Source organism: Staphylococcus sp. CWZ226, assembly GCF_018986355.1.
Lineage (GTDB): Bacteria > Bacillota > Bacilli > Staphylococcales > Staphylococcaceae > Staphylococcus > Staphylococcus simulans.
In genome coordinates this window covers 1-19,523 of the sequence record NZ_JAHMSB010000022.1, presented here as the reverse complement: position 1 = coordinate 19,523, position 19,523 = coordinate 1, and the positions used below count along the sequence as shown (strand labels likewise).

Annotated in this window: 21 protein-coding genes, 1 rRNA gene and 1 pseudogene; 2 read left to right on the top strand and 21 right to left on the bottom strand. The window is 36.0% G+C overall.

The window, feature by feature from the left end; all coding sequences use genetic code 11:
• Positions 1-189: 189 nt before the first annotated feature.
• The 10 genes from veg to KRR19_RS11855 all read right to left on the bottom strand — a co-directional run bounded on the left by veg (position 190) and on the right by KRR19_RS11855 (position 8,179).
• Positions 190-453, bottom strand: a complete 264-nt coding sequence (veg, locus tag KRR19_RS11900) for a biofilm formation stimulator Veg (protein ID WP_002481909.1) — start codon at positions 451-453, stop codon at positions 190-192.
• Between the two features lie 99 nt (positions 454-552).
• Positions 553-1,440 carry a 16S rRNA (adenine(1518)-N(6)/adenine(1519)-N(6))-dimethyltransferase RsmA gene (gene rsmA, locus KRR19_RS11895; RefSeq protein ID WP_037556669.1) on the bottom strand — a complete coding sequence of 296 codons (888 nt, stop codon included), beginning with the start codon at positions 1,438-1,440 and terminating at the stop codon, positions 553-555.
• A 3-nt stretch (positions 1,441-1,443) separates the two neighbouring features.
• The gene (rnmV, locus tag KRR19_RS11890) at positions 1,444-1,995 is read right to left on the bottom strand and encodes a ribonuclease M5 (protein ID WP_057510605.1); all 552 of its coding nucleotides are present in this window, start codon (positions 1,993-1,995) and stop codon (positions 1,444-1,446) included.
• Positions 1,996-2,527: 532 nt separating this feature from the next.
• Positions 2,528-3,301, bottom strand: coding sequence for a TatD family hydrolase (locus tag KRR19_RS11885; RefSeq protein WP_156666423.1), 774 nt, complete (start codon positions 3,299-3,301; stop codon positions 2,528-2,530).
• 149 nt (positions 3,302-3,450) lie between these two features.
• The gene (gene metG, locus KRR19_RS11880) at positions 3,451-5,484 is read right to left on the bottom strand and encodes a methionine--tRNA ligase (protein WP_257243559.1); all 2,034 of its coding nucleotides are present in this window, start codon (positions 5,482-5,484) and stop codon (positions 3,451-3,453) included.
• A 408-nt stretch (positions 5,485-5,892) separates the two neighbouring features.
• Positions 5,893-6,111: a hypothetical protein gene (locus tag KRR19_RS11875; RefSeq protein WP_002481904.1), complete on the bottom strand. Its 219-nt coding sequence runs from the start codon at positions 6,109-6,111 to the stop codon at positions 5,893-5,895.
• 102 nt (positions 6,112-6,213) lie between these two features.
• Positions 6,214-6,585, bottom strand: coding sequence for a hypothetical protein (locus KRR19_RS11870; protein WP_241963533.1), 372 nt, complete (start codon positions 6,583-6,585; stop codon positions 6,214-6,216).
• Between the two features lie 24 nt (positions 6,586-6,609).
• The gene (locus KRR19_RS11865) at positions 6,610-7,209 is read right to left on the bottom strand and encodes a DUF5080 family protein (RefSeq protein ID WP_156666424.1); all 600 of its coding nucleotides are present in this window, start codon (positions 7,207-7,209) and stop codon (positions 6,610-6,612) included.
• Between the two features lie 89 nt (positions 7,210-7,298).
• On the bottom strand, positions 7,299-8,015 hold the full coding sequence (locus KRR19_RS11860; RefSeq protein ID WP_156666425.1) for a DUF5079 family protein: 717 nt from the start codon (positions 8,013-8,015) through the stop codon (positions 7,299-7,301).
• Positions 8,012-8,179, bottom strand: coding sequence for a hypothetical protein (locus KRR19_RS11855; RefSeq protein ID WP_156666426.1), 168 nt, complete (start codon positions 8,177-8,179; stop codon positions 8,012-8,014). Before KRR19_RS11855 ends, KRR19_RS11860 begins: the two co-directional genes overlap by 4 nt.
• Positions 8,180-9,087: 908 nt before the next feature.
• Between KRR19_RS11855 and KRR19_RS12370 the strand changes: the two are divergent.
• Together KRR19_RS12370 and KRR19_RS11845 are read left to right on the top strand one after the other, a co-directional pair.
• Positions 9,088-9,400, top strand: a pseudogene (locus KRR19_RS12370) (CHAP domain-containing protein); the annotation flags it as partial.
• 114 nt (positions 9,401-9,514) lie between these two features.
• The gene (locus tag KRR19_RS11845; protein WP_253901130.1) at positions 9,515-10,372 is read left to right on the top strand and encodes a DUF1672 family protein; all 858 of its coding nucleotides are present in this window, start codon (positions 9,515-9,517) and stop codon (positions 10,370-10,372) included.
• 95 nt (positions 10,373-10,467) lie between these two features.
• Here KRR19_RS11845 and lip read toward each other — a convergent pair whose 3' ends face one another.
• The 11 genes from lip to rrf form a co-directional block, all read right to left on the bottom strand.
• Positions 10,468-12,405, bottom strand: coding sequence for a YSIRK-targeted triacylglycerol lipase (lip, locus tag KRR19_RS11840; RefSeq protein ID WP_156666429.1), 1,938 nt, complete (start codon positions 12,403-12,405; stop codon positions 10,468-10,470).
• Between the two features lie 159 nt (positions 12,406-12,564).
• Complete coding sequence (gene rsmI, locus KRR19_RS11835) at positions 12,565-13,401, bottom strand: 16S rRNA (cytidine(1402)-2'-O)-methyltransferase (RefSeq protein WP_023016289.1); 837 nt, start codon at positions 13,399-13,401, stop codon at positions 12,565-12,567.
• A 1-nt stretch (position 13,402) separates the two neighbouring features.
• Complete coding sequence (locus KRR19_RS11830) at positions 13,403-13,660, bottom strand: GIY-YIG nuclease family protein (RefSeq protein WP_111440657.1); 258 nt, start codon at positions 13,658-13,660, stop codon at positions 13,403-13,405.
• The gene (locus tag KRR19_RS11825) at positions 13,650-14,378 is read right to left on the bottom strand and encodes a tRNA1(Val) (adenine(37)-N6)-methyltransferase (RefSeq protein ID WP_057510614.1); all 729 of its coding nucleotides are present in this window, start codon (positions 14,376-14,378) and stop codon (positions 13,650-13,652) included. Before KRR19_RS11825 ends, KRR19_RS11830 begins: the two co-directional genes overlap by 11 nt.
• Before the next feature lie 110 nt (positions 14,379-14,488).
• Positions 14,489-14,860, bottom strand: a complete 372-nt coding sequence (yabA, locus tag KRR19_RS11820) for a DNA replication initiation control protein YabA (protein ID WP_023016292.1) — start codon at positions 14,858-14,860, stop codon at positions 14,489-14,491.
• Between the two features lie 16 nt (positions 14,861-14,876).
• Positions 14,877-15,683, bottom strand: coding sequence for a PSP1 domain-containing protein (locus KRR19_RS11815; RefSeq protein ID WP_002481887.1), 807 nt, complete (start codon positions 15,681-15,683; stop codon positions 14,877-14,879).
• A complete protein-coding gene (locus KRR19_RS11810) occupies positions 15,684-16,610 on the bottom strand; it encodes a DNA polymerase III subunit delta' C-terminal domain-containing protein (protein ID WP_057510615.1) in 927 nt (308 codons plus the stop codon). It lies immediately after the preceding gene.
• A 154-nt stretch (positions 16,611-16,764) separates the two neighbouring features.
• On the bottom strand, positions 16,765-17,094 hold the full coding sequence (locus KRR19_RS11805) for a cyclic-di-AMP receptor (protein ID WP_002481885.1): 330 nt from the start codon (positions 17,092-17,094) through the stop codon (positions 16,765-16,767).
• Positions 17,095-17,303: 209 nt separating this feature from the next.
• Positions 17,304-17,924: a dTMP kinase gene (tmk, locus tag KRR19_RS11800; protein ID WP_061054930.1), complete on the bottom strand. Its 621-nt coding sequence runs from the start codon at positions 17,922-17,924 to the stop codon at positions 17,304-17,306.
• A 1-nt stretch (position 17,925) separates the two neighbouring features.
• Positions 17,926-19,263 carry an Orn/Lys/Arg family decarboxylase gene (locus tag KRR19_RS11795; RefSeq protein ID WP_156666430.1) on the bottom strand — a complete coding sequence of 446 codons (1,338 nt, stop codon included), beginning with the start codon at positions 19,261-19,263 and terminating at the stop codon, positions 17,926-17,928.
• 150 nt (positions 19,264-19,413) lie between these two features.
• Positions 19,414-19,523: ribosomal RNA gene (gene rrf / locus KRR19_RS11790) — 5S ribosomal RNA — on the bottom strand; the annotation flags it as partial.

Below are 19,523 nucleotides of genomic sequence, written 5' to 3'. Positions count from 1 at the left end.
TTAGCATACTATCACCTCATTATCTTATTACTATCATTATACAAGAAATGGGGAAAAGGTTATTATGTAAAATGTTAAAAAATAAAAAATGCCGACAAGTCCGTAGGACTTTGTCGACAGTCTGAGAGGAATCCTGATTCAGGATTCCTCTTTTTTATACGAAGCATATAGCTTCAATGTTATGATATTCTAGTGTGCAACTGCATCCTGGTGATTTTCATCCACAAACGAAACTTGGACGTTTTCTGTCAACACATCAGTGTATGTATAAGATACACGTTCAAAGTTGTGTTTATCTTGGTCTAATTCAACAACGAATACCGCTGGATATGTTTCTGATAACACGCCGCAACGTTCGATTGTTTTTTTACGACCACCATTTGCTTTAAGTACAATACGGTTTCCTAAATGACACTCAAGTGCATTTTTGATTTCCCAAATTGATTTTGGCATATTGCTCCACCTCGCTACAAATTGTATTATAACACATTTATAGCGATTCAGTCAAATAAAATTTAAATTTTAACAATCGACGGGCAGCATGTCAATATTTTAAAACTCTAATTCCGGGAAATTTTTCAAGTTAGTGTACAAATTCGCAAATTCTTTAATAGATAATGTTTCTCCACGACGTCTTGGATCAATTCCACTCTCATCTAACCAAGTTTTAATCTTGTCTTTCAGTTTTTTACCATCAAAAAATAAACTTTGATAATTATTTGCGATTGTTTTTCGACGTTGGCTGAATGCTGCTTTTGTCATTTTAAAGAAGCGATCTTCATCGTCTACAGAAACAATCGGTTCAGTACGTTTCATCAGTTTAACCACAATCGAATCTACATTCGGAGGTGGCATAAAGACTGTTTTAGGCACAGTCAGTACTTTAGATGTTTCAGTATAATACTGCGCCACAATCGATAATGAACCATAAGCTTTTGTGCCGACAGCCGCATTTAAACGTTCTCCAACTTCTTTCTGCATCATCACCACATAGCCATCAATCGGTAAAGACTGAGACATCAAGTTCAATAAAATAGGTGTCGTTATATAATACGGTAAGTTCGCAACGACCATAATCTTATCGCAGTCTGAAAAATGTGTTTGCACTGCTTCTACCACATTTGCTTTTAAAATGTCTTCATTAATCACAGTCACATTGTCATAATCTGACAAAGTATCATCTAAAACAGGAATCAAGCGTTGGTCAATTTCAAATGCTACAACTTTTTTTGCATGTTTCGCTAATTGTTCTGTTAAAGACCCCATACCAGGACCGACTTCAATAACACCAGTTGTTTCGTCAATGTTGCTCGCTTCGATAATTTTATGAATAATATTCACATCAATTAAGAAGTTTTGACCTAAACTCTTCTTAAAATCGAATTGATATTTATCTAACAAGGCACGCGTACGTGTCGGTGTTGCTATATCTTTTTTCATCACTTACGTTTCACTTCCTTTATCTTCATTCAAAGCAGCTCTGACATCTGCTTCTGTATAACCAAACGCATTTAATTTCTTTAAAAGTTGTTTGCCGTTGGAATGACCAATATGTAATTTACGCCCTAATACTTCTCGTTTATGACGCGCATCAGGCCCGACAATTAAACCTAAATCAATCAAAACAGCTTTGCTGATAGATTCCATGCCTTCTTCAAAGGGCGAAGATACATGCATTAACGCTTCTCTGATGGCTTCAAATGAGGCATGTTCTACCCCGATTTTACCACGTTTATTTTTCGCTTGTTCACGGTCAATATACGCATGTTTCACACCTGGTACATGATCACGAATCGTATTTCGAATTTTATCACCCGGGAAATCTGGGTCTGTTAAAACAATTACACCTCTTGTTTCTTGCGCATATCGAATCACATCTAACGTTTCTGCATTAATGGCACTGCCATTTGTTTCTATCGTATCGCACTCTACTGCACGTTTAACACGCTCTGTATCATCGCGGCCTTCTACCACAATAAACTCATTTATTTTCATCGCTTTCGTCACCTTTCACAGTGTTAACTTTAATACTATACCATATCTGCCAGCATGAAAAATAAAACATCGTCACGTTATATCCTATCTTGTTTAATTATATATTTTGATGTCAAAAGCCGAAATCTTTATTATTTACATTAAGATGGAGAACAACATGCGCTAACATGTTATCATTCTGGGCGCGTTAAAAAGACGGTGGCGAAAGTTATAGCCATTCAACCAAAGTTGGATGGTTATTTTTTATGCCTTTATTTCCTTTGTTGACTACTCACAAGGATTAAACCTATCATCGTCAAGAAGACCATAAGCATTTCATAATCACTCATCGTATATCCTCTCTGGAGTTGTGCATCATAGGCATCAGCCCTTTGAATGGATTAGCCACCATCTATCCAACTTGCTTGAAAAGGTTACAATATGAACAGGATTTATATTCTTATATAAAAATATGATTTTAATATCATAAAAATGATACATTCAAACATGACGAAAGCGCCCTTCTGATGTAGAACGGCGCTTTCTCTTTATATTATTGATTTAAGTTAAATAATCTTTCCGCATTTTCAGTCGTTTGTTTTGCGACTTCTTCGTAACTGATACTGCGTAATTCTGCGATTTGTTCCGCAACTAATGTCACGCGCATCGGTTCGTTACGTTTACCTCTATAAGGGTGCGGTGATAAATAAGGTGCATCTGTTTCTACTAATAGACGATCTAATGGCACATGTTTTGCGACTTCTTTAGGCTGTTTCGCATTTTTGAATGTGACAGGTCCGCCTAATGAAATATAGAAACCGAGTTTATTAATCACGACATCTGCGATTTCAGGTGAACCGCTGAAACTATGCATAATACCGCCGACTTCTTCTGCGTGTTCCTCCATTAGAATATCCACACAATCTTGTGTCGCTTCACGATTATGAATGACAATCGGCAAGTTCACACGTTTTGCGAGTGCGATTTGTTTACGGAACACTTCTTTTTGAACATCTTTTGGTGATTTATCCCAGTGATAATCTAAGCCCATTTCACCGATGCCGATCACTTTAGGGTGCTCGGCTAATTTTTCAATCCATTGTTCACGTTCTTCTGTGTAATCAATCGCATCCACTGGATGCCAACCAATAATCGCATATAAGAAATCATATTGTTCCACAAGTTCCATCGCACGTTCAATCGTTGGTGTATCAAATCCAACGACAAACATGCGATCGACACCTGCATCTCTTGCACGGTCGATGACTTCTTGTAAATCTTCATCATATTGTTCTGCGTTTAAATGTACATGTGTATCAATTAACATGATGTGTACTCCTTTCATTACTGCTTTTCTCAGTGTTCATACACTATGATTATACCCATTCTTTCTATGAAACATTTGAAATTATGAGTAAGCGTCAAAGAAGCGGCTCAAACAGCATTCGCTGCAAGCCGCTTGTCTTGATTGTTCAATTATTTAATCACTGCACCGTTAGGAATCGCATTCGGCAAGCTGACAAGTGTTAAGACACCGTCTTTTTCTGCTGATAGAATCATACCTTCTGATTTACGGCCCATTAATTTTGCTGGTTTCAAGTTCGTCACAACTGCGACTTTTTTACCGATAATATCATCAGGTTCATAGAATTTTGCGATACCTGAAACGATTTGGCGTTGTTCTTCGCCTAAATCTACTTGAATTTTTAAGAGTTTATCTGATTTCTTCACATTTTCTGCATCCATTACTGTTGCAGCTTTGATTTCAACTTTATCGAAATCTTTAATTGTGATTTGAGGTTTCGCGTCTTCTTGTGCTTCCTCTTTTGTTTCTTCTTTTGCTTCTTCAGCTTGTGGTGCTGAACCTTGCATTGAGTCTTTAATAAATGCCACTTCTGCTTCTGTATCTAAACGAGGGAAAATCGGTTTAGGTTTTTCAGTTACTGTAATCGGTTCAGTTAATGCACCATATGAATTTAAGCTGTCTAGTTCATATAGTTCAGGACTATTGATGTGTAATTGCGCAAAGATTTCACGTGGTGCGTGTGTTAAGAATGGGCGTAATAAGACAGCTGCGAAGCGGATATTTTCCACTAAGTGTGCCATCACGTTGCCAAGCATTTCTCTTTGGCTGTCATCTTTAGCTAAAATCCATGGTGTTGTTTCATCAATATATTTATTCGTACGGCTGATGAACTTCCATACTGTTGAAAGTGCAACAGAGAACTGTAAGTTTTCCATATTTTGATGGTATTCTTTGACTGTATCTAATGCGAATTGTTCCATCTCAGCATCTAAGTCATGTTTTGGTCCTTCATACGCAGGCAACTCGCCGCCGAAGTATTTGTTGATCATCGCAATCGTACGGTTGACTAAGTTACCTAAGTCATTGGCTAAATCAAAGTTTGTACGGTCAACGAACGCTTCTGGTGTGAAGACACCGTCAGAACCAAATGGTAATTCTCGCATTAAGTAGTAACGTGTCGCATCTAAGCCATAACGATCGATTAATACGTTCGGATCTACGACGTTACCTTTAGATTTACTCATTTTACCGTCTCTCATTAAAATCCAACCGTGTGCGAAGACGCGTTTTGGAAGCGGTAAGTCTAGCGCCATTAATAAGATCGGCCACACGATAGAGTGGAAACGCACAATTTCTTTCGCCATTAAGTGTAAATCAGCCGGCCAATATTTTTGGAATAGGCTATCATCATCTGATAAATAACCAAGAGCTGAAATATAGTTCACCAACGCATCAATCCATACGTAAACAACGTGTTTAGGATTAGACGGTACTTGTACGCCCCAATCAAATGTCGTACGTGAGACAGCCAAGTCTGTTAATCCTGGTTTAATAAAGTTGTTAATCATTTCGTTCTTACGAGAAGGGGGTTGAATGAATTCAGGGTTCGCATCATAGAATTCTAATAAGCGATCCGCATATTTAGAAATATTGAAGAAGTAACTTTCTTCTTTAACTAATTCTACTTCATGTCCAGAATCTGGGCTTTTACCACCAATAATATTGCCATCATTATCGTATTCTGGGTCATCAAGTTGAGATTCTGTATAGTAAGTTTCATCCGGTACAGAATACCAGCCTTCATATTCACCAAGGTAAATATCACCTTGTGCTAATAGACGTTCAAAGACTTTCTCTACAACTTCTTTGTGACGTTTTTCAGTTGTTCTGATAAAGTCATCATTTGAAATCTCTAATTTTTCCCATAACGCTTTAATACCTTTAATCATGTCATCTAGGTATTCTAATTCTGTAAGGCCAGCTTTATGTGCCTTTTCTTGAATTTTTTGGCCATGTTCGTCTGTACCTGTCAAATAACGTACATCATAGCCTTGCATGCGTTTGTAGCGCGCAATGACGTCGCCTGCTACAGTTGAATAGGCATGCCCAATGTGTAATTTACCACTCGGGTAATAAATAGGTGTTGTTATATAAAATGTATCTTTCGCCATTCCATGCTCCTCCTTGTATCTTACATAATTAATATATCTAAATTCAGTATTGATTTCAATGCAGAGTCCCCGTCATGACAGTCTCAGAAACACACTCAACATGACTTCTAACGCAAAATAAGTCCTTGTACTCTTCATATAAGTTCGACTGATTTGATTCCATATGTATATATTGTAACAATTCTAATGAACGGTGCATATAGAGACGATGTTGATTATGTAAAATTGACATAAAAATAAAAAGAAACTCACAAATGTCTATTTATGAGCCAAAACGATTTGATGTAGTTTTTTCTTGGTTAGTGATTATTAATAGGAAATAAGCTGACTATATCACCTATTATCTGCACTAAACGTATTCATTTGATTTATTATTCCTTAATCAACCCCTTGTATTGATAAAAGCAACAGAACCCGAGAAAGCGTTCTGTTGCTGAGAAATTAAGTAAATAATCTTATAATCGCAAACGTCACACTGACCACTGTAACGATGATTGCGATATTTAATAATTTTCCGCCTTGTTCTTGTTGGTATTTTTTGTATTTCGCACTACAAATAATACTTCCAACTCCAAAGATTGGCATAATTAATGAGAGGACAATGAAAACCCAAGCCCAAACTTTTAATGTTTTTCCTGCTTCTTTCACTTTTTCTGCCATGTTGTTGCGCTCCTTATATGTTTATTCTGCTGCTTTTTAGGAACAGGACACACCTATCTACTCATTTAGGAATACACACGTGTGTCCGTTCCTATGAAGCAGTTATTTCACTCTTTTCAGTGAATCTTGTGCGTCTTTTTTGTAATGCAACTCGTGTTTTTGATCTTTGAATTCATACTTCACTACTACTTGGTCGACGTCATCATTTCCAGAGAAAGGCATGGATGACATGCTGCCGATGAGTTTATTCGGGAGGTCTACGTCTTCGTTGAAGTGAAGCGGCAAAGTCAATTTTTTATCTTTCTTATCATAAACAACCTGTTTATGATCAATCCCAAATATTTTTACAGCTTCTAACTTTCTATCAGCTTTATGCAAATCATTTTTTACAGAACCAGGAAGAGGATCCCCCTTCGCGCAACCCATTACGATAACCATCAATAGGCATAAACTCATCAAACAAATTTTCTTCATAGTTTACTCCTTCGATTTAAATTGTTAAATAATGATTGAATAGAAGATTAACAAAATCAACGTTCCTAACGGTCTGAGTGTGATAAACGAAAATTTTCTTCTTCTAACTGCTAATACAATATCAATAACCAAATAAATAATAACCATTAAAAACAGGATAAGACCTATTGTGAAAATACCGCCTGCTAAATCATCTTTTAAAACAGGTGTTAACTTTAATTTAATCGCAATCATACAAACAATAGAGATAATTGCTGAAATAATACCTTTATACTTAGATGAAGCAAGATTAATTTGAATACTTTCAATGTCTTCATACTGTCCCTTAGTTACTGAATGTTCTGAGAGAGGATCCAAACTTCTTAGCTTCACTTTATAAGGACGTGTCCAAAACGATTTAATCGCCAACCATCCGTATACCACTACACTTATAATGAGCACAAGTATGTAATTCTGTAATGAACTAAAACTAGAATCTACAAAGAAGAATGTAATCAAAAAGATTAACGCAGATATACCATAGGCAATCCATTGCAGTAATTTAATACCTTCCGCATACATTACCGAAGTAATATACACCACGTAATACAAACCTGCCATTAAAATTAATAATAAATATATCATATGTTTTCTCCTACATTTCCATAACCTTTACTTTCAACATCTCACCTTGCCAATGTTCAGGTTCAACTGAAAATTCTACCTTTGCCAAATTAGGCATGATTAGTGCGTCTAGTTCCATTTGAATGTCCCTCCTCATTAAACTCAATAACTGCTAACATAGATTGATATAATACAATAGAACAAAAAACCATTGCTCCGTAAATTACCAAAGCCACAATAATTATCGTAAAGCGTGATTCCGCAATATTAGGTATAGTAAAATATTCAATGATTTTTTGTATAAACACTATATAACTCAACCCTTTGAATATAAATAAAAAAACCGTTTTTTTAACTAATCTATCATTTTTACTTTCACCTTTGAACTTTTCAGGCTCTCTAAAAAGTATAAACTGTTGCATTAGTTGGAAACCGTAACAAATTGTCATCGTTAACGTTCCTATAATCCAAAATTTAAATAGGTAGACGCCATGTTGTGCTGCTAAGTAAAAATAAACATTGTACACAGCAAACGTGACATTATACATTGATACAACACATAACACAGAAAAACCAGTCAATCTTTTAACGAACTTTTCATAGGTGCCAGGCTTTTTTTTGTACAATAGTGGTACAAATCCTATCAAAGCTATAATTATTTGAACAACAGTGGATGCTAGTAAATACTTGGGTGTATTTACTAATTTGAGTCCAAAAGCAAAAGTTAATCCTGTAAACAGTATAAAAAAGAAAGTGATTAAACTTATCGCTTGCGTTCCTGGCTTTCGAAGACTTTCGTATATATCTTTTCTTGCTCGTGTAGTCAATTAAAAACACCTCCTATTGTCTTTCCAAAGCCACCAATCCCTCTTTCTACAGTATTTAAATTTCTTAAGTTTTTAGCTATTTTCTTCGTTGTTGACCAGCCTTCTGATTGACTTAATGAACTAACAATTTTATTGGCGTTTAATTTTTTATATACATCATTCAATCTTATTACCTCTTTCTAATTACAACCCTTCTGATAATAGCAACTAAAATACAACACCCAATCTCTAACCAGATTTTACAAATGGTAAGTTTTTAACAATTGAATTTTCTACATAACCAACTCTTTTTTAGTTTGTTTCCATGTATCAGAATTCCTAAATTTATTCATGTATTTATTAGCTTTAGCGGTATCATCGAGTGATTTTCCATCTAATTATTTTAGCTTCTACTACAAATCAAATTATCATTCTATCTACCAAACCAACACATGCTTCAATGGATCCACTAGTTGCTACACCTATCATTTGCTATAAATAAAATTTGGAGATAGATGTTAATTTATTTCTTCAAAATGATTGAAAACCTGACATCCCCTATTTGCTGAAAATTTACCTTGTCATGGGTTAAGTCTGGTAAAGTACATCTAATTGTTACTACAAGATTATGATTTAGCTCTTATCTCTTCTTAACTTATTTTATTTAAGCCATTGCACTTCATAACCCTATTTGCTATCTTAAGTTTTAGAAAATACTATTTACACTTTATTTGTTAATTAGTATTTTTAAAATTATCATATAAAACTTTACATGTTTTGTATAGAGCGTTTACAGTTTTTTTACACTTTGTTTTATCTCACTCTCTTTATTTTAATATCTTTGAAAAGGACTTTATAAATAATGAAAAACACAAAATTAACATTATCTTTTTTATCACTAATCATTTCCAATTCATTAACTTTAAGTAATGTTGTATCTTTTGAAACTCTAGAAGAAGCTATAAGTAAGCATTCGAATGCAGCCATTAAAGTGAATACTTGAGATGACTCATTTACATACAGTTATGGTCAAAATGTTCTATCATAACCACAACATTCTAAACCAAGTACCATTCATATCAACCAACAAGCAAATAATTTATATACACCGAGGCAATGTATCTTATAAACGTGCAGCAGATGGTAATACTATCAGCACATTTTGGGGAGATGCTAAAAACTGGGCAAGCCAAGCACAAGCTGATGGTTTTATAGTTAATAATCAACCTAAAAAAGGTGCTGTTTTCCAAACACCCCTAGGCGTTTGGGGACATGTGGCTTATGTAGAACGCGTCAATATGGATGGTAGTGTGTTTATTTCCGAAATGAACTATATTGCACCATACATCGTGTCTACACGTACTATTTCTGCTTCAGAAGCACGAAATTATAATTATATCCATTAATAATAAGCAACATTAATAAAATATATTTAACCAAAATAATTAATGAGGTGACCTATGAAAAAGATATGCAGCACCATTATCATTTCCACTTTATTACTAGGAGGATGCCACAATTTGAATAATTCTTTCACAAACAAAGTTCCTGATACTATGCCTGTTAATGAATATAAAGGCCAAGGTTTTCAACCTCATGCTGAAAAGAAAGTCATTGAATTAGCAAAGAAACATTATAATGAATATGCAGAATTAGGAGAAAGATTCTTTCAAGATAATTTCGGTTTGAAGGTTAAAGCTACTAATGTGGTCGGCAGCGGAGATGGTGTGGAAGTGTTTGTCCATTGTGATGATCATGACATCGTGTTTAATTCTAGTATTGTTTTAACATCAGACTCTTTAGGTCATAAAGGATCAATGCGTGCTAAAGGAGAAAGCGACGAACTTTCTACTCAAATCGGAAAAGTAGTCAGCGGCTTTGACTACAAAGCCAACAAGAAAGAATACGATGAACTTTATCAATACTTCAAAGATAATCAAAAAAAATACAGTTATTACGGGTTTACTAAAGAAGCTATAAATAAAACTCAAAATTCAGGTTATCAAAACGAATTTTTTTGGATTAGTGGTTATCCTATTGACTTAGCCCAATATGATAAATACTACAAACCTTTGATTCAAATGAATCAAAAAGAATTCAGCGAAAAGTATTATCAAGCTAGATACAATGCCACTGGTGGTGTAACTAAAACACACGTTATCACTACATTTTTTGATACTAACTCAAATTATAATAAAGATAAGGAAGACTATAAGTTATTAGATCTTGCAGATGCCATTCAAAAAAATCAACTTGGCCCTGATAAAAGCGAAGTGAAATATACATTAACCTATACAAGCAATGAAATCACCACTTATGACGGCACAAAGAATGGAAATAACGAAATGTCTTATGGGGTTTATAATAGTGAACAATAAATTTTCAGAACAAAATAAATGCTTTGATAATGTTCATTTTAATAAATAAACATTAATAACGCACCGAAATCACTTGGATAACGGTGCGTTATTGATTAGATATCTAATTCTTCTATACGCATCATATGATTAATCAAACCTGCATAAAAGCCTTGTAATTCTTGGCCTGTGTGTTTAAAGTCTAAGGCATCTAGACCGACAAAATCTAAATGATCCCAACCTTTCATAACCGGTGTCACTTGCCAGATGCCTTTTTTCAAGCCATCTGTAAATTCAGTGAAATCTTGCCCTGTTGGATAGAGTGAAGATACCACAGAAACGATACCGTCATTTGGACGCAATGCTTGATTCTCCTCACTTCCAATGACACGACTCGTTGAATCAAAAAGGAAGAATTGTCCAATATCAGGGATATGATTTCCCGTTAAACCTTCATGACTCGCCAAACCTGTATAAGTTGTATAAACAATGTTAGGGTTCATCGGTGTCATTTGATTTAATTTTTCTGAGCCTTCTGATGTTAAATCATACATCGCATTATCATCAGTATCCCAAAGTTTACTTTGCGCAACACGTTGTGCGTATTCAATATAAGATTCATTTTCCCTTTGTTTGAATCCCCATTTTTCAAAACCAAAATCGATATTTGCGAGTTTACCACCGCCCATACGTCCTAACGCATAAACAATATCTTTAAAGGCTTTTTCATTACCAATTCGATCCGCTGCAGCTGAACCGTTATGCGGTGTGCCTAAAGTTGTAATAGAGGCAATCATATGGTCTTTCCCTCCTTCAAATAAAGAGGAGATTGTTCCACCATGTTGATGTTGGTAATCTATTTCTTCTTGATTACCAAAGCGTAAAAAATGTTCTAAAAGCCGGATTGTTTGTCCACCCATACTGTGGCCGACCATATGCACCTTTTTGCCAGGCGCCCATTCATGAAAGACCCCTGCATAAGTTCTGCCATATCGAGAATGTCCATATTTCTCCGCATGCGCTGCACCATAATCTACTGTACCGCCTTTAATATAATAATATAACTCTATTGCGCGATCATAATTACTGCTGAAAGCACCTACACTCGCTTCATAAGCTTCGTACCCTTTTTCACGCAGTCCATCTATCACACGATACTTATCTCCACCCCAATAATTGGGATATAAGTCTGGCTTTATTTCACCTGTAAAGCCCATAAATCCATGTACAAATATAACTGGATATTGATTAATCGCTTGTTGCGCTTTATTAGTTTTTAAACTTTCTGTATGTGGAACAGGTGCTTGTTGGACCGTACGTTGCGTTGGTTTTGTTTGTGTTTCTTCTGTTTTGGCTTCTTCTTTTGGTGCCGCTTCAGTTTTCTCATCATCCTCTTGAGATGTAAGAGTTGATTTGATTTCTGGCGCAGGAGCAGTTTTCGGTTCTACTTCTGACGAAACATGCGTCTGTACTGTTTCTTCTTCAGAAGTTGAGGTCGTTTTAGATAATATTTCTGTATTTTTAATCTCTTCTTTTTTATTTTCAGGTGCTTCTACTTGTTGGATGACATCTTCTGTAACCTTTTGTGCTTCATAGTTTGTCACAGAATCATTATCTACTGGCGCTGGTTGTTCGTACTGTTTTGGTTTTAGTGGTTCACTATGATTAGGTTTTTCTTGTTTTGTTTGTGATCCTTCATGAATCTGAGATGAGGATGTTTCTTGTTCAAGGTTAATAGTATTTTGTTCCTGTATATTTTTTTCTGAAGATGGTGTATTCACATGACTTGTTTGTGTTTCAGAACGCTTGGTAGAAATGTCTGGTTGTGTTTCAACCTGTTGTGATGTCGTTATATCTTTTGATGGTAACAGTTGTTCATTTTCTTGTGTATGTTCCGCTTCTACCTGTGTTTCGTGGTGTGTTTGTGTGGATTCTTCCGCATATGCTGATGTGCTTAGACCCATAAATATAAAGGATGCGATAAGTGTTGATCCAGCTCCGACTGTAAACTTTCTTATCGCATAGTGATGGTGTGTTTGATTATTTTTCTTCATTTTGAATTGCTCCTATTCTAGTGGTGTCCTTCACTAAAGAAAAATAATAACGTGCTCCCATAATATAGATGAATAATTAACTGTACTACTTTAAAATAACACATTTTTGTGTCACTCAGTGTTAATTTTCTTATTTGTTATATTTCTTTTACATCATTTTTATTTTATCTGATGGTAAATATCGTAAACTTCTCCTGTTTTCATCTGACGGTCTTCAGCGACTTGTTTAATCGCTTTTTTCGGTTTCATATTTTGACGGATATAATGTTCAACATGTTCATGAATATCTAACTCACTGAACCATTCTGTCTCTTCTTTTGGTGCTGCACCCTCTATTAAGATAACAAATTCACCTTTAGTCGGAATGTCACCATTTGTGACCGCTTCTACCAATGTTTGAACTGGTGCCGTCTGAATCTCTTCAAACTTCTTAGTCAATTCTCGACCAAGTGCTACTGGTCGTGTTTCATCAATTTCCGCTATAGCTTTTAGTGTATCTGCCACACGAAACGGGCTTTCATAAATAATTACAGTAGAGTCTTCAAACATGCGTTGTTCAAGTACTGCTTTTTTATCTTTGGCTTTTCTCGGTAAGAATCCAACAAACGTATACACAAACGAAGGTAAACCGCTCCCCATCAACGCAGTCAACCCTGCATTCGGTCCAGGAATCGGTACAACATCAATGCCTGCTTCACGCGCACGCACCACTAATTCATAACCTGGATCACTGATTAACGGTAAGCCGGCATCAGAGACTAATGCGATACTTTTCCCTTCTAATAAAAGTTCAATTAAAGGTTCAGTCTGCGTCTCTTTATTATGTTCATGATAAGATTTTAAGGGTGTCTCAATCTCATAATGATGACATAATTTCTTTGTGACACGTGTATCTTCACAGGCAATCATATCGACAGATTTTAAAGTGTCTACTGCACGAAATGTGATATCTGCTAAATTTCCGATGGGTGTTCCGACTAAATAAAGTGTTCCCATGTTATTGCTTGCCCCTTTCAATAAGCTGTAATTTTTGTGTTCTCGTGAATGTTTTAATTTCATACTCACGTTTCATCGCTTCTGACTTTGTTTCATAACCTTCTTGATAAAGTAATACAACGGGACGTCTAGTTTTAGTATACTTGGCACCTTTACCCGCATTGTGTTTTTCGATTCTTGCTTGAACGTTATTGGTATACCCAGTATATAATGTGTCGTCCTTACATCGTACGATATAAATATAATGTTCAATTGCCATAATAAATCGCACTCATTTCTTTTGTATATTGTCCATCTGTTGTATACATATAAAATGGCGGCGCAATATCCAAACCAGGTTTGCCGTCTTTACGTCCTTCTACAAGAATCGCATGCGCTGCTTTACCAGGTTTACTATAAACCATTGTCAGTTTCTTTGGTTCAATACGGTGCTGTCTGAATTCAAATAATACATCCATTAAACGTTCTGCACGATGTACCATGACAAAACGACCGCCTTGTTTCAATAAATGTTTCGCAGCATTCACACAATCAGCCAGTGTACACATTACTTCATGACGCGCAATTTTATGTGCTTCTTTTTGATGTTGATGCGTTTGAATGGTTTTAAAGTACGGCGGATTACATGTGACAACGTTATAGCTTGAAGGTTGAAAGTGTTGTTGAACATGTCTTAAATCCATTTCATACATTTGAATACGCGCTTCTAAATGATTATGACGAATACTGCGTTCAGCCATATCCACCAATTGTGGTTGGATTTCAATCGCATCTATCATGTGATTTCCTTTGTCTGAAAGTAATAAAGGAATGACGCCGTTACCTGAACATAAATCCATTACTTTGTCACGTTTTCTAAGCTGGGTAAAATGGCCTAATAATAAAGCATCCGTCGAAAAGGAAAAGACTTCATCATTTTGAATTATTTCTAACTGTTCTTTTAATAGACAATCTAAACGTTCATTTTCTTTCAACATGATTTTCTCCAATTTTTGATTAAATATGTATAAATGAGAACCTCTTCAGGTTCTCATTCAAGCTTTCAAATAGAATATGACATTCTTTTGATATATTAAAACAATCGCTTTTAGGATTGTTCTTCTAATGTTTGTAAACAAAATAAGCAATCTTCACCATTACGATGTTTACCGAATAAATCGCCTTTACAGATATGGAAGCCTTCTTGATATAAAATCGCTAAGTTCTCCTTACTGCTTAAACGAGGTTTCTTTTTCTCTTTAGACTTTTGCTCAGGCTTATCTGAAACATCTGTTGATTCAGATCCTGTTTCTTGTGAACGGCCGATTAATTGTTTCAAATGTTTGTTTTCAACTTCCAACGCAACATTTTCTTCTATAAGCTGCATGGTGATGGTCTTTAATTCTGCCGTGTCTTGATACAATTGTTTAACATTGGTTTCAAGACGCAATAGTCTCTCCATTATTTCTCTGCGTTCCAAAAGCCTGTGGCCTCCCTTAATAGATTGCTTCTAAATCATCAACTGAGTATTCTAAAGGTTGTTCTAAACCTTCAACTTTGACTTGCATTGAAATATCTAACATATTCAAGCCTACCACTGTACCTTGACCATCAGGTGTATCAATTTTTGTTCCCACATCAGGTAATTGTTCTCTGGCAGCTTCATATTGATCATTTTCATATTTTAAGCAGCACATTAAACGACCGCAAGCGCCTGAAATTTTTGTAGGATTTAATGATAAATTCTGATCTTTTGCCATTTTAATCGATACAGGTTCAAAGTCACCTAAGAACGTTGAACAACATAGCGAACGGCCGCAAGGACCGATACCACCAAGTAATTTAGCCTCATCGCGCACGCCGATTTGACGTAATTCAATACGTGTTCTTAACTTTGCGGCTAAAATCTTTACCAACTTTCTAAAGTCGATGCGATCATCTGCAGTGAAGTTGAAAATCACTTTTGATTTATCTAATGTATACTCACAATTGACTAAACGCATTTCTAAACCTAATTCTTCTACAGATGCTTTACAGAAATCCATTGCAGCATCTGCATCTTCTTCGTTACATGCACATTGTTCTAAATCATTGTCAGTTGCGACACGAATGATTTGTTTTAACGGTAATGTAACATCTTCCTCATCTACCGTTAGTGCAGCATCTTTGACATCACCGACTTCTACACCACGTTTAGACTCTACAACAACTCTGTCACCACAACAAAGTTCAGCATCTTCAACCGGTGCATAATACTCAAGCTTACCAGCTTTTTGGAATTGTACGCCAATCACTTGAAGCATTTAGCCCACCCCCTTAATTACGATTTGTTCAAATACGAGTGTTGGATTCACATTTTGTGTTAACTTCTTATGTGCCTCCGTTATATGATCATACATATGTGTTAATTGGTCATATGTTAAACGTTGTGCATATTGTTTAATATCTGTTTCTAATTCAGAGAATACCAAGTATCCTGAAATGTCTGCTTTTTCATGCATAATATCTTGGAAGAATGCATTCACGACTGACAATGTCAGTTGCTGCAGCTTTTTATTTTTAGCTGCTTTCATTAAATCGACCAAAGCAATTAAAGCCATTGCACGATTCGTCAGCAGTAATTGGCACCAATTGATAATGTTTTTGCGTAAATTTGCTAAATCATATTCCTCATTCAGCGCACGAGCTTCTTCGATTTGTGAGGTATAAGTACTCAACATTTCAGCAATCGGTTTAGATATCTCTTGTTCTTTCAGACGTTCCACGAGTTGTGCTTGTGACATCGGTTTAAAATAAACATGCTGACAACGCGAATGGATTGTACTGAGAATTTGTTCTGGTTTCGTCGACAGCAATATCGCAATCGTATTTTCTGGCGGTTCTTCTAAGAACTTTAAAATACTATTCTCACCTTGAACGGTAAGTTTCTCAAAGCCATTAATAATATAGACTTTGTGACTGCCTTCAACGGGTAATTGATTCATCACATGAACTAACGCTTCAATCTTTTCTTTCTTCAGATTTGTCTCATCTGTTGTGACATATCTGAAATCAGGATGATTGAAACCGTCAACTTTCGCTTGGCATATTTCATTGTCATTGCATAGTATCAACTTCGCAAAAGCCATAGCCGTTTGCTGCATCGTTTGTGCATCATCGCCTTCAAATAAATAGGCATGCGAAAGCTTTCCAGATTGATACGCATTCGTCAATCTTGATAATTCATCCATTCAATTTGTCACCTTTCCATAATGAAAAAGGGCAGGAACTCATGAGTTTAATCATTGATTGTCTCTTTACAATCTCGATTACACGCTCGTCCCGACCCCCACTATTTATAGACTGTTATTTATGTCGAATCATAGATTCATGTCATGTTTATCATTAAAATCTGTGGAACGCATCAACAGGCATTACGAATACTGTCGCGCCGCCGACTTCTACTTCAACTGGATATGGAATGTAAGAGTCTGCACTGCCGCCCATTGGCGTAATTGGTGATACAAGTTGTTCTCTATTTCCACATGTTTTATTGATAACATTTAGTAAATCATCTACTTTGTCATCATCAACACCGCATAGGAATGTTGTATTTCCTGCGCGTAGGAATCCACCTGTTGTCGCGAGTTTAGTAGCTCGGAAATTATTTTTGACGAGTTGGTCAGACAACTCTTGACTATCTTGGTCTTGAACAATTGCAATTACCATTTTCATAACTAACACCTCTTTGTAATATTATAGCATATTGTGATGGTAGAGCCTGTTTAAAACTAAATAGAAATAACTAAAATGATGTCTGATTTCTTGATGTTTTCTATTAATATTTTACCTTCATCTTTTAGGTCTGCTGTAATTAAAGTTTAACAAATTATACTACGTGAACCCGCACGCTTGCAACAACTTCCAAAGCAATCATCTAAAGCTTATGCTTGGCTAGACAAATGTTGGACAATTGCTTGATAAGCAGCATCAACAACCGCCTCAATAGATTGATTTGCATCAATGACCGCAAAACGCTCTGGTTCTTGTTCGATTAATTGATGATACCCTTCAATAACCCGTTGATGAAATGCGATACTCTCATGATCCAAACGATTCATGTCTCGCGCATTACTTTGAATCCGTGCTCTTCCCGTTTCAGCCGTAATGTCTAGATACACTGTTAAATCCGGATACAAACCATTAATCGCAAATTCATTAATTGCTCTGACTTCCTCTACACCAATACCTCTCGCATAACCTTGGTAAGCAAGCGAACTATCGATATAGCGGTCACACAATACTACTCTTCCCGCTTTTAGCGCTGGTAAGACTTTTTCTACTAAATGTTCTCTGCGTGATGCCGCAAATAATAAGGCTTCGGTACGCTCATCAACAGCTTCGCCTTCTAATAAAATTTCTCGAATTTGTTCTGCAGCGGGTACCCCGCCAGGTTCTCTCGTTGTTAAGACTTCAAATTGTGCTTGTAAACGTTCAGAAACTTGGTTTAAAACCGTTGTTTTACCGGAACCTTCTGGTCCTTCAAATGTGATAAATGCTGACATGTTATTCATCCTTAATATTTATAGTTCTATGCTTTATACCTTCTACTCTAATTCCTTGTGCTACCCAGTCTTCCATAATATCGATCATTTCTTGATGAATGCGTTCACCTTTATAAAACACCGGTATACCTGGAGGATAAGGTACAATATGTTGAGCTAACAATTCACCTGCAGCTTCACTAAAATCGATACGTCTCATTTGGGTTATCGTCACAGGCTGATAATATCCAACGTGTTCAGGCATTTTGGGGATAGTTACTGAAACCTCATTTGTCGTCTTCGGTAACTTTAATGCTTTAATTCGTTCTAATAATGATTCAAATGGGAACCGATCACCTTTATGCCACATCGGCAACACTAACAATACTTGTGTTTCATCTGAGAGTTCTACATAAAGATGTTGTGCTTCTAACCATTGTTGGATGTCATAGCCTGTATACCCTGCGTATGTCAAAGTTATTTTAAGTGGATCATCCATCTCATGAACTTCTAATCCTTTAGCGCTTAATGCATCAAGTAGACGTTGACGTTGTGTGAAAAAATAAGTGCTTTCATATGTTTTATAAAATTGATGTGCACGCTCTAAGCCTGCCATTAATAAATACGAAGGACTTGATGATTGAAAGTAAGTTAAATACTCCATCACTTGTTCACGATAAGGTGCATTTTTATGTATAAAGATTACAGAGCTCATAGTCAAAGCAGGTAAACTTTTATGATAAGACTGTACGACGTAATCTGCCCCAAAAGAAAGTGCAGAGTTAGGGAAACCATTTAATCCAAAATGCGCACCATGCGCTTCATCTACTAACACAGGTGTACCCTTCGCGTGCTGTTCATTAATAAATGAAGCAATATCGAATAATTCACCGTAATAGTTAGGATATGTCACAATCGCTAGACTATTTGTACTTTGTTTTTGGTCTATGCGTGGCGCTACATATTGATGGGTTGTATCACTGATAGTCATCGGTAAAATTTCTGCATCTTTTTGAGCTAAATCTAAACCATGAAAGACTGATTTATGTACATTACGACTCATCACAATCGGTGCTTCTTGTTTTGCGGTTGCTTGAATCACTGATAAAAGACCTGAAGTTGTGCCATTTACTAAATAAAAGGCATCATAATCTGGATGCTTATCTAAGGTATGCATGCTTTCTTTTAATATGCCTTCAGGATGATGCAAGTCATCAAAATCAGTAATCTCAGTAATATCCATGGCTAAATCCATCTCATGTAATGTGCCGATTGTCATGTTTTTATGGCCAGGTACATGAAAAGAAATAGGTTGTTGTTTTAGAAAAGATTTAAGCTGATGATTTAATGGCAAATTCATTTTTCCACTACCTTCAATTTGGTAATTAACTCTTATTTTAACATATTTGAATCTAGTTCAACGATGAGAAATGAAAGAATTCTTCTCATTTCATTATCAAAAATTAAAAAATGGCATAAAAAAAGAGACCCTTTACAGGATCTCGTGTTTGCCTGGCAACGTCCTACTCTTGCGGAACGTAAGTCCGACTACCATCGGCGCTAAAGAGCTTAACTTCTGTGTTCGGCATGGGAACAGGTGTGACCTCTTTGCCATTGTCG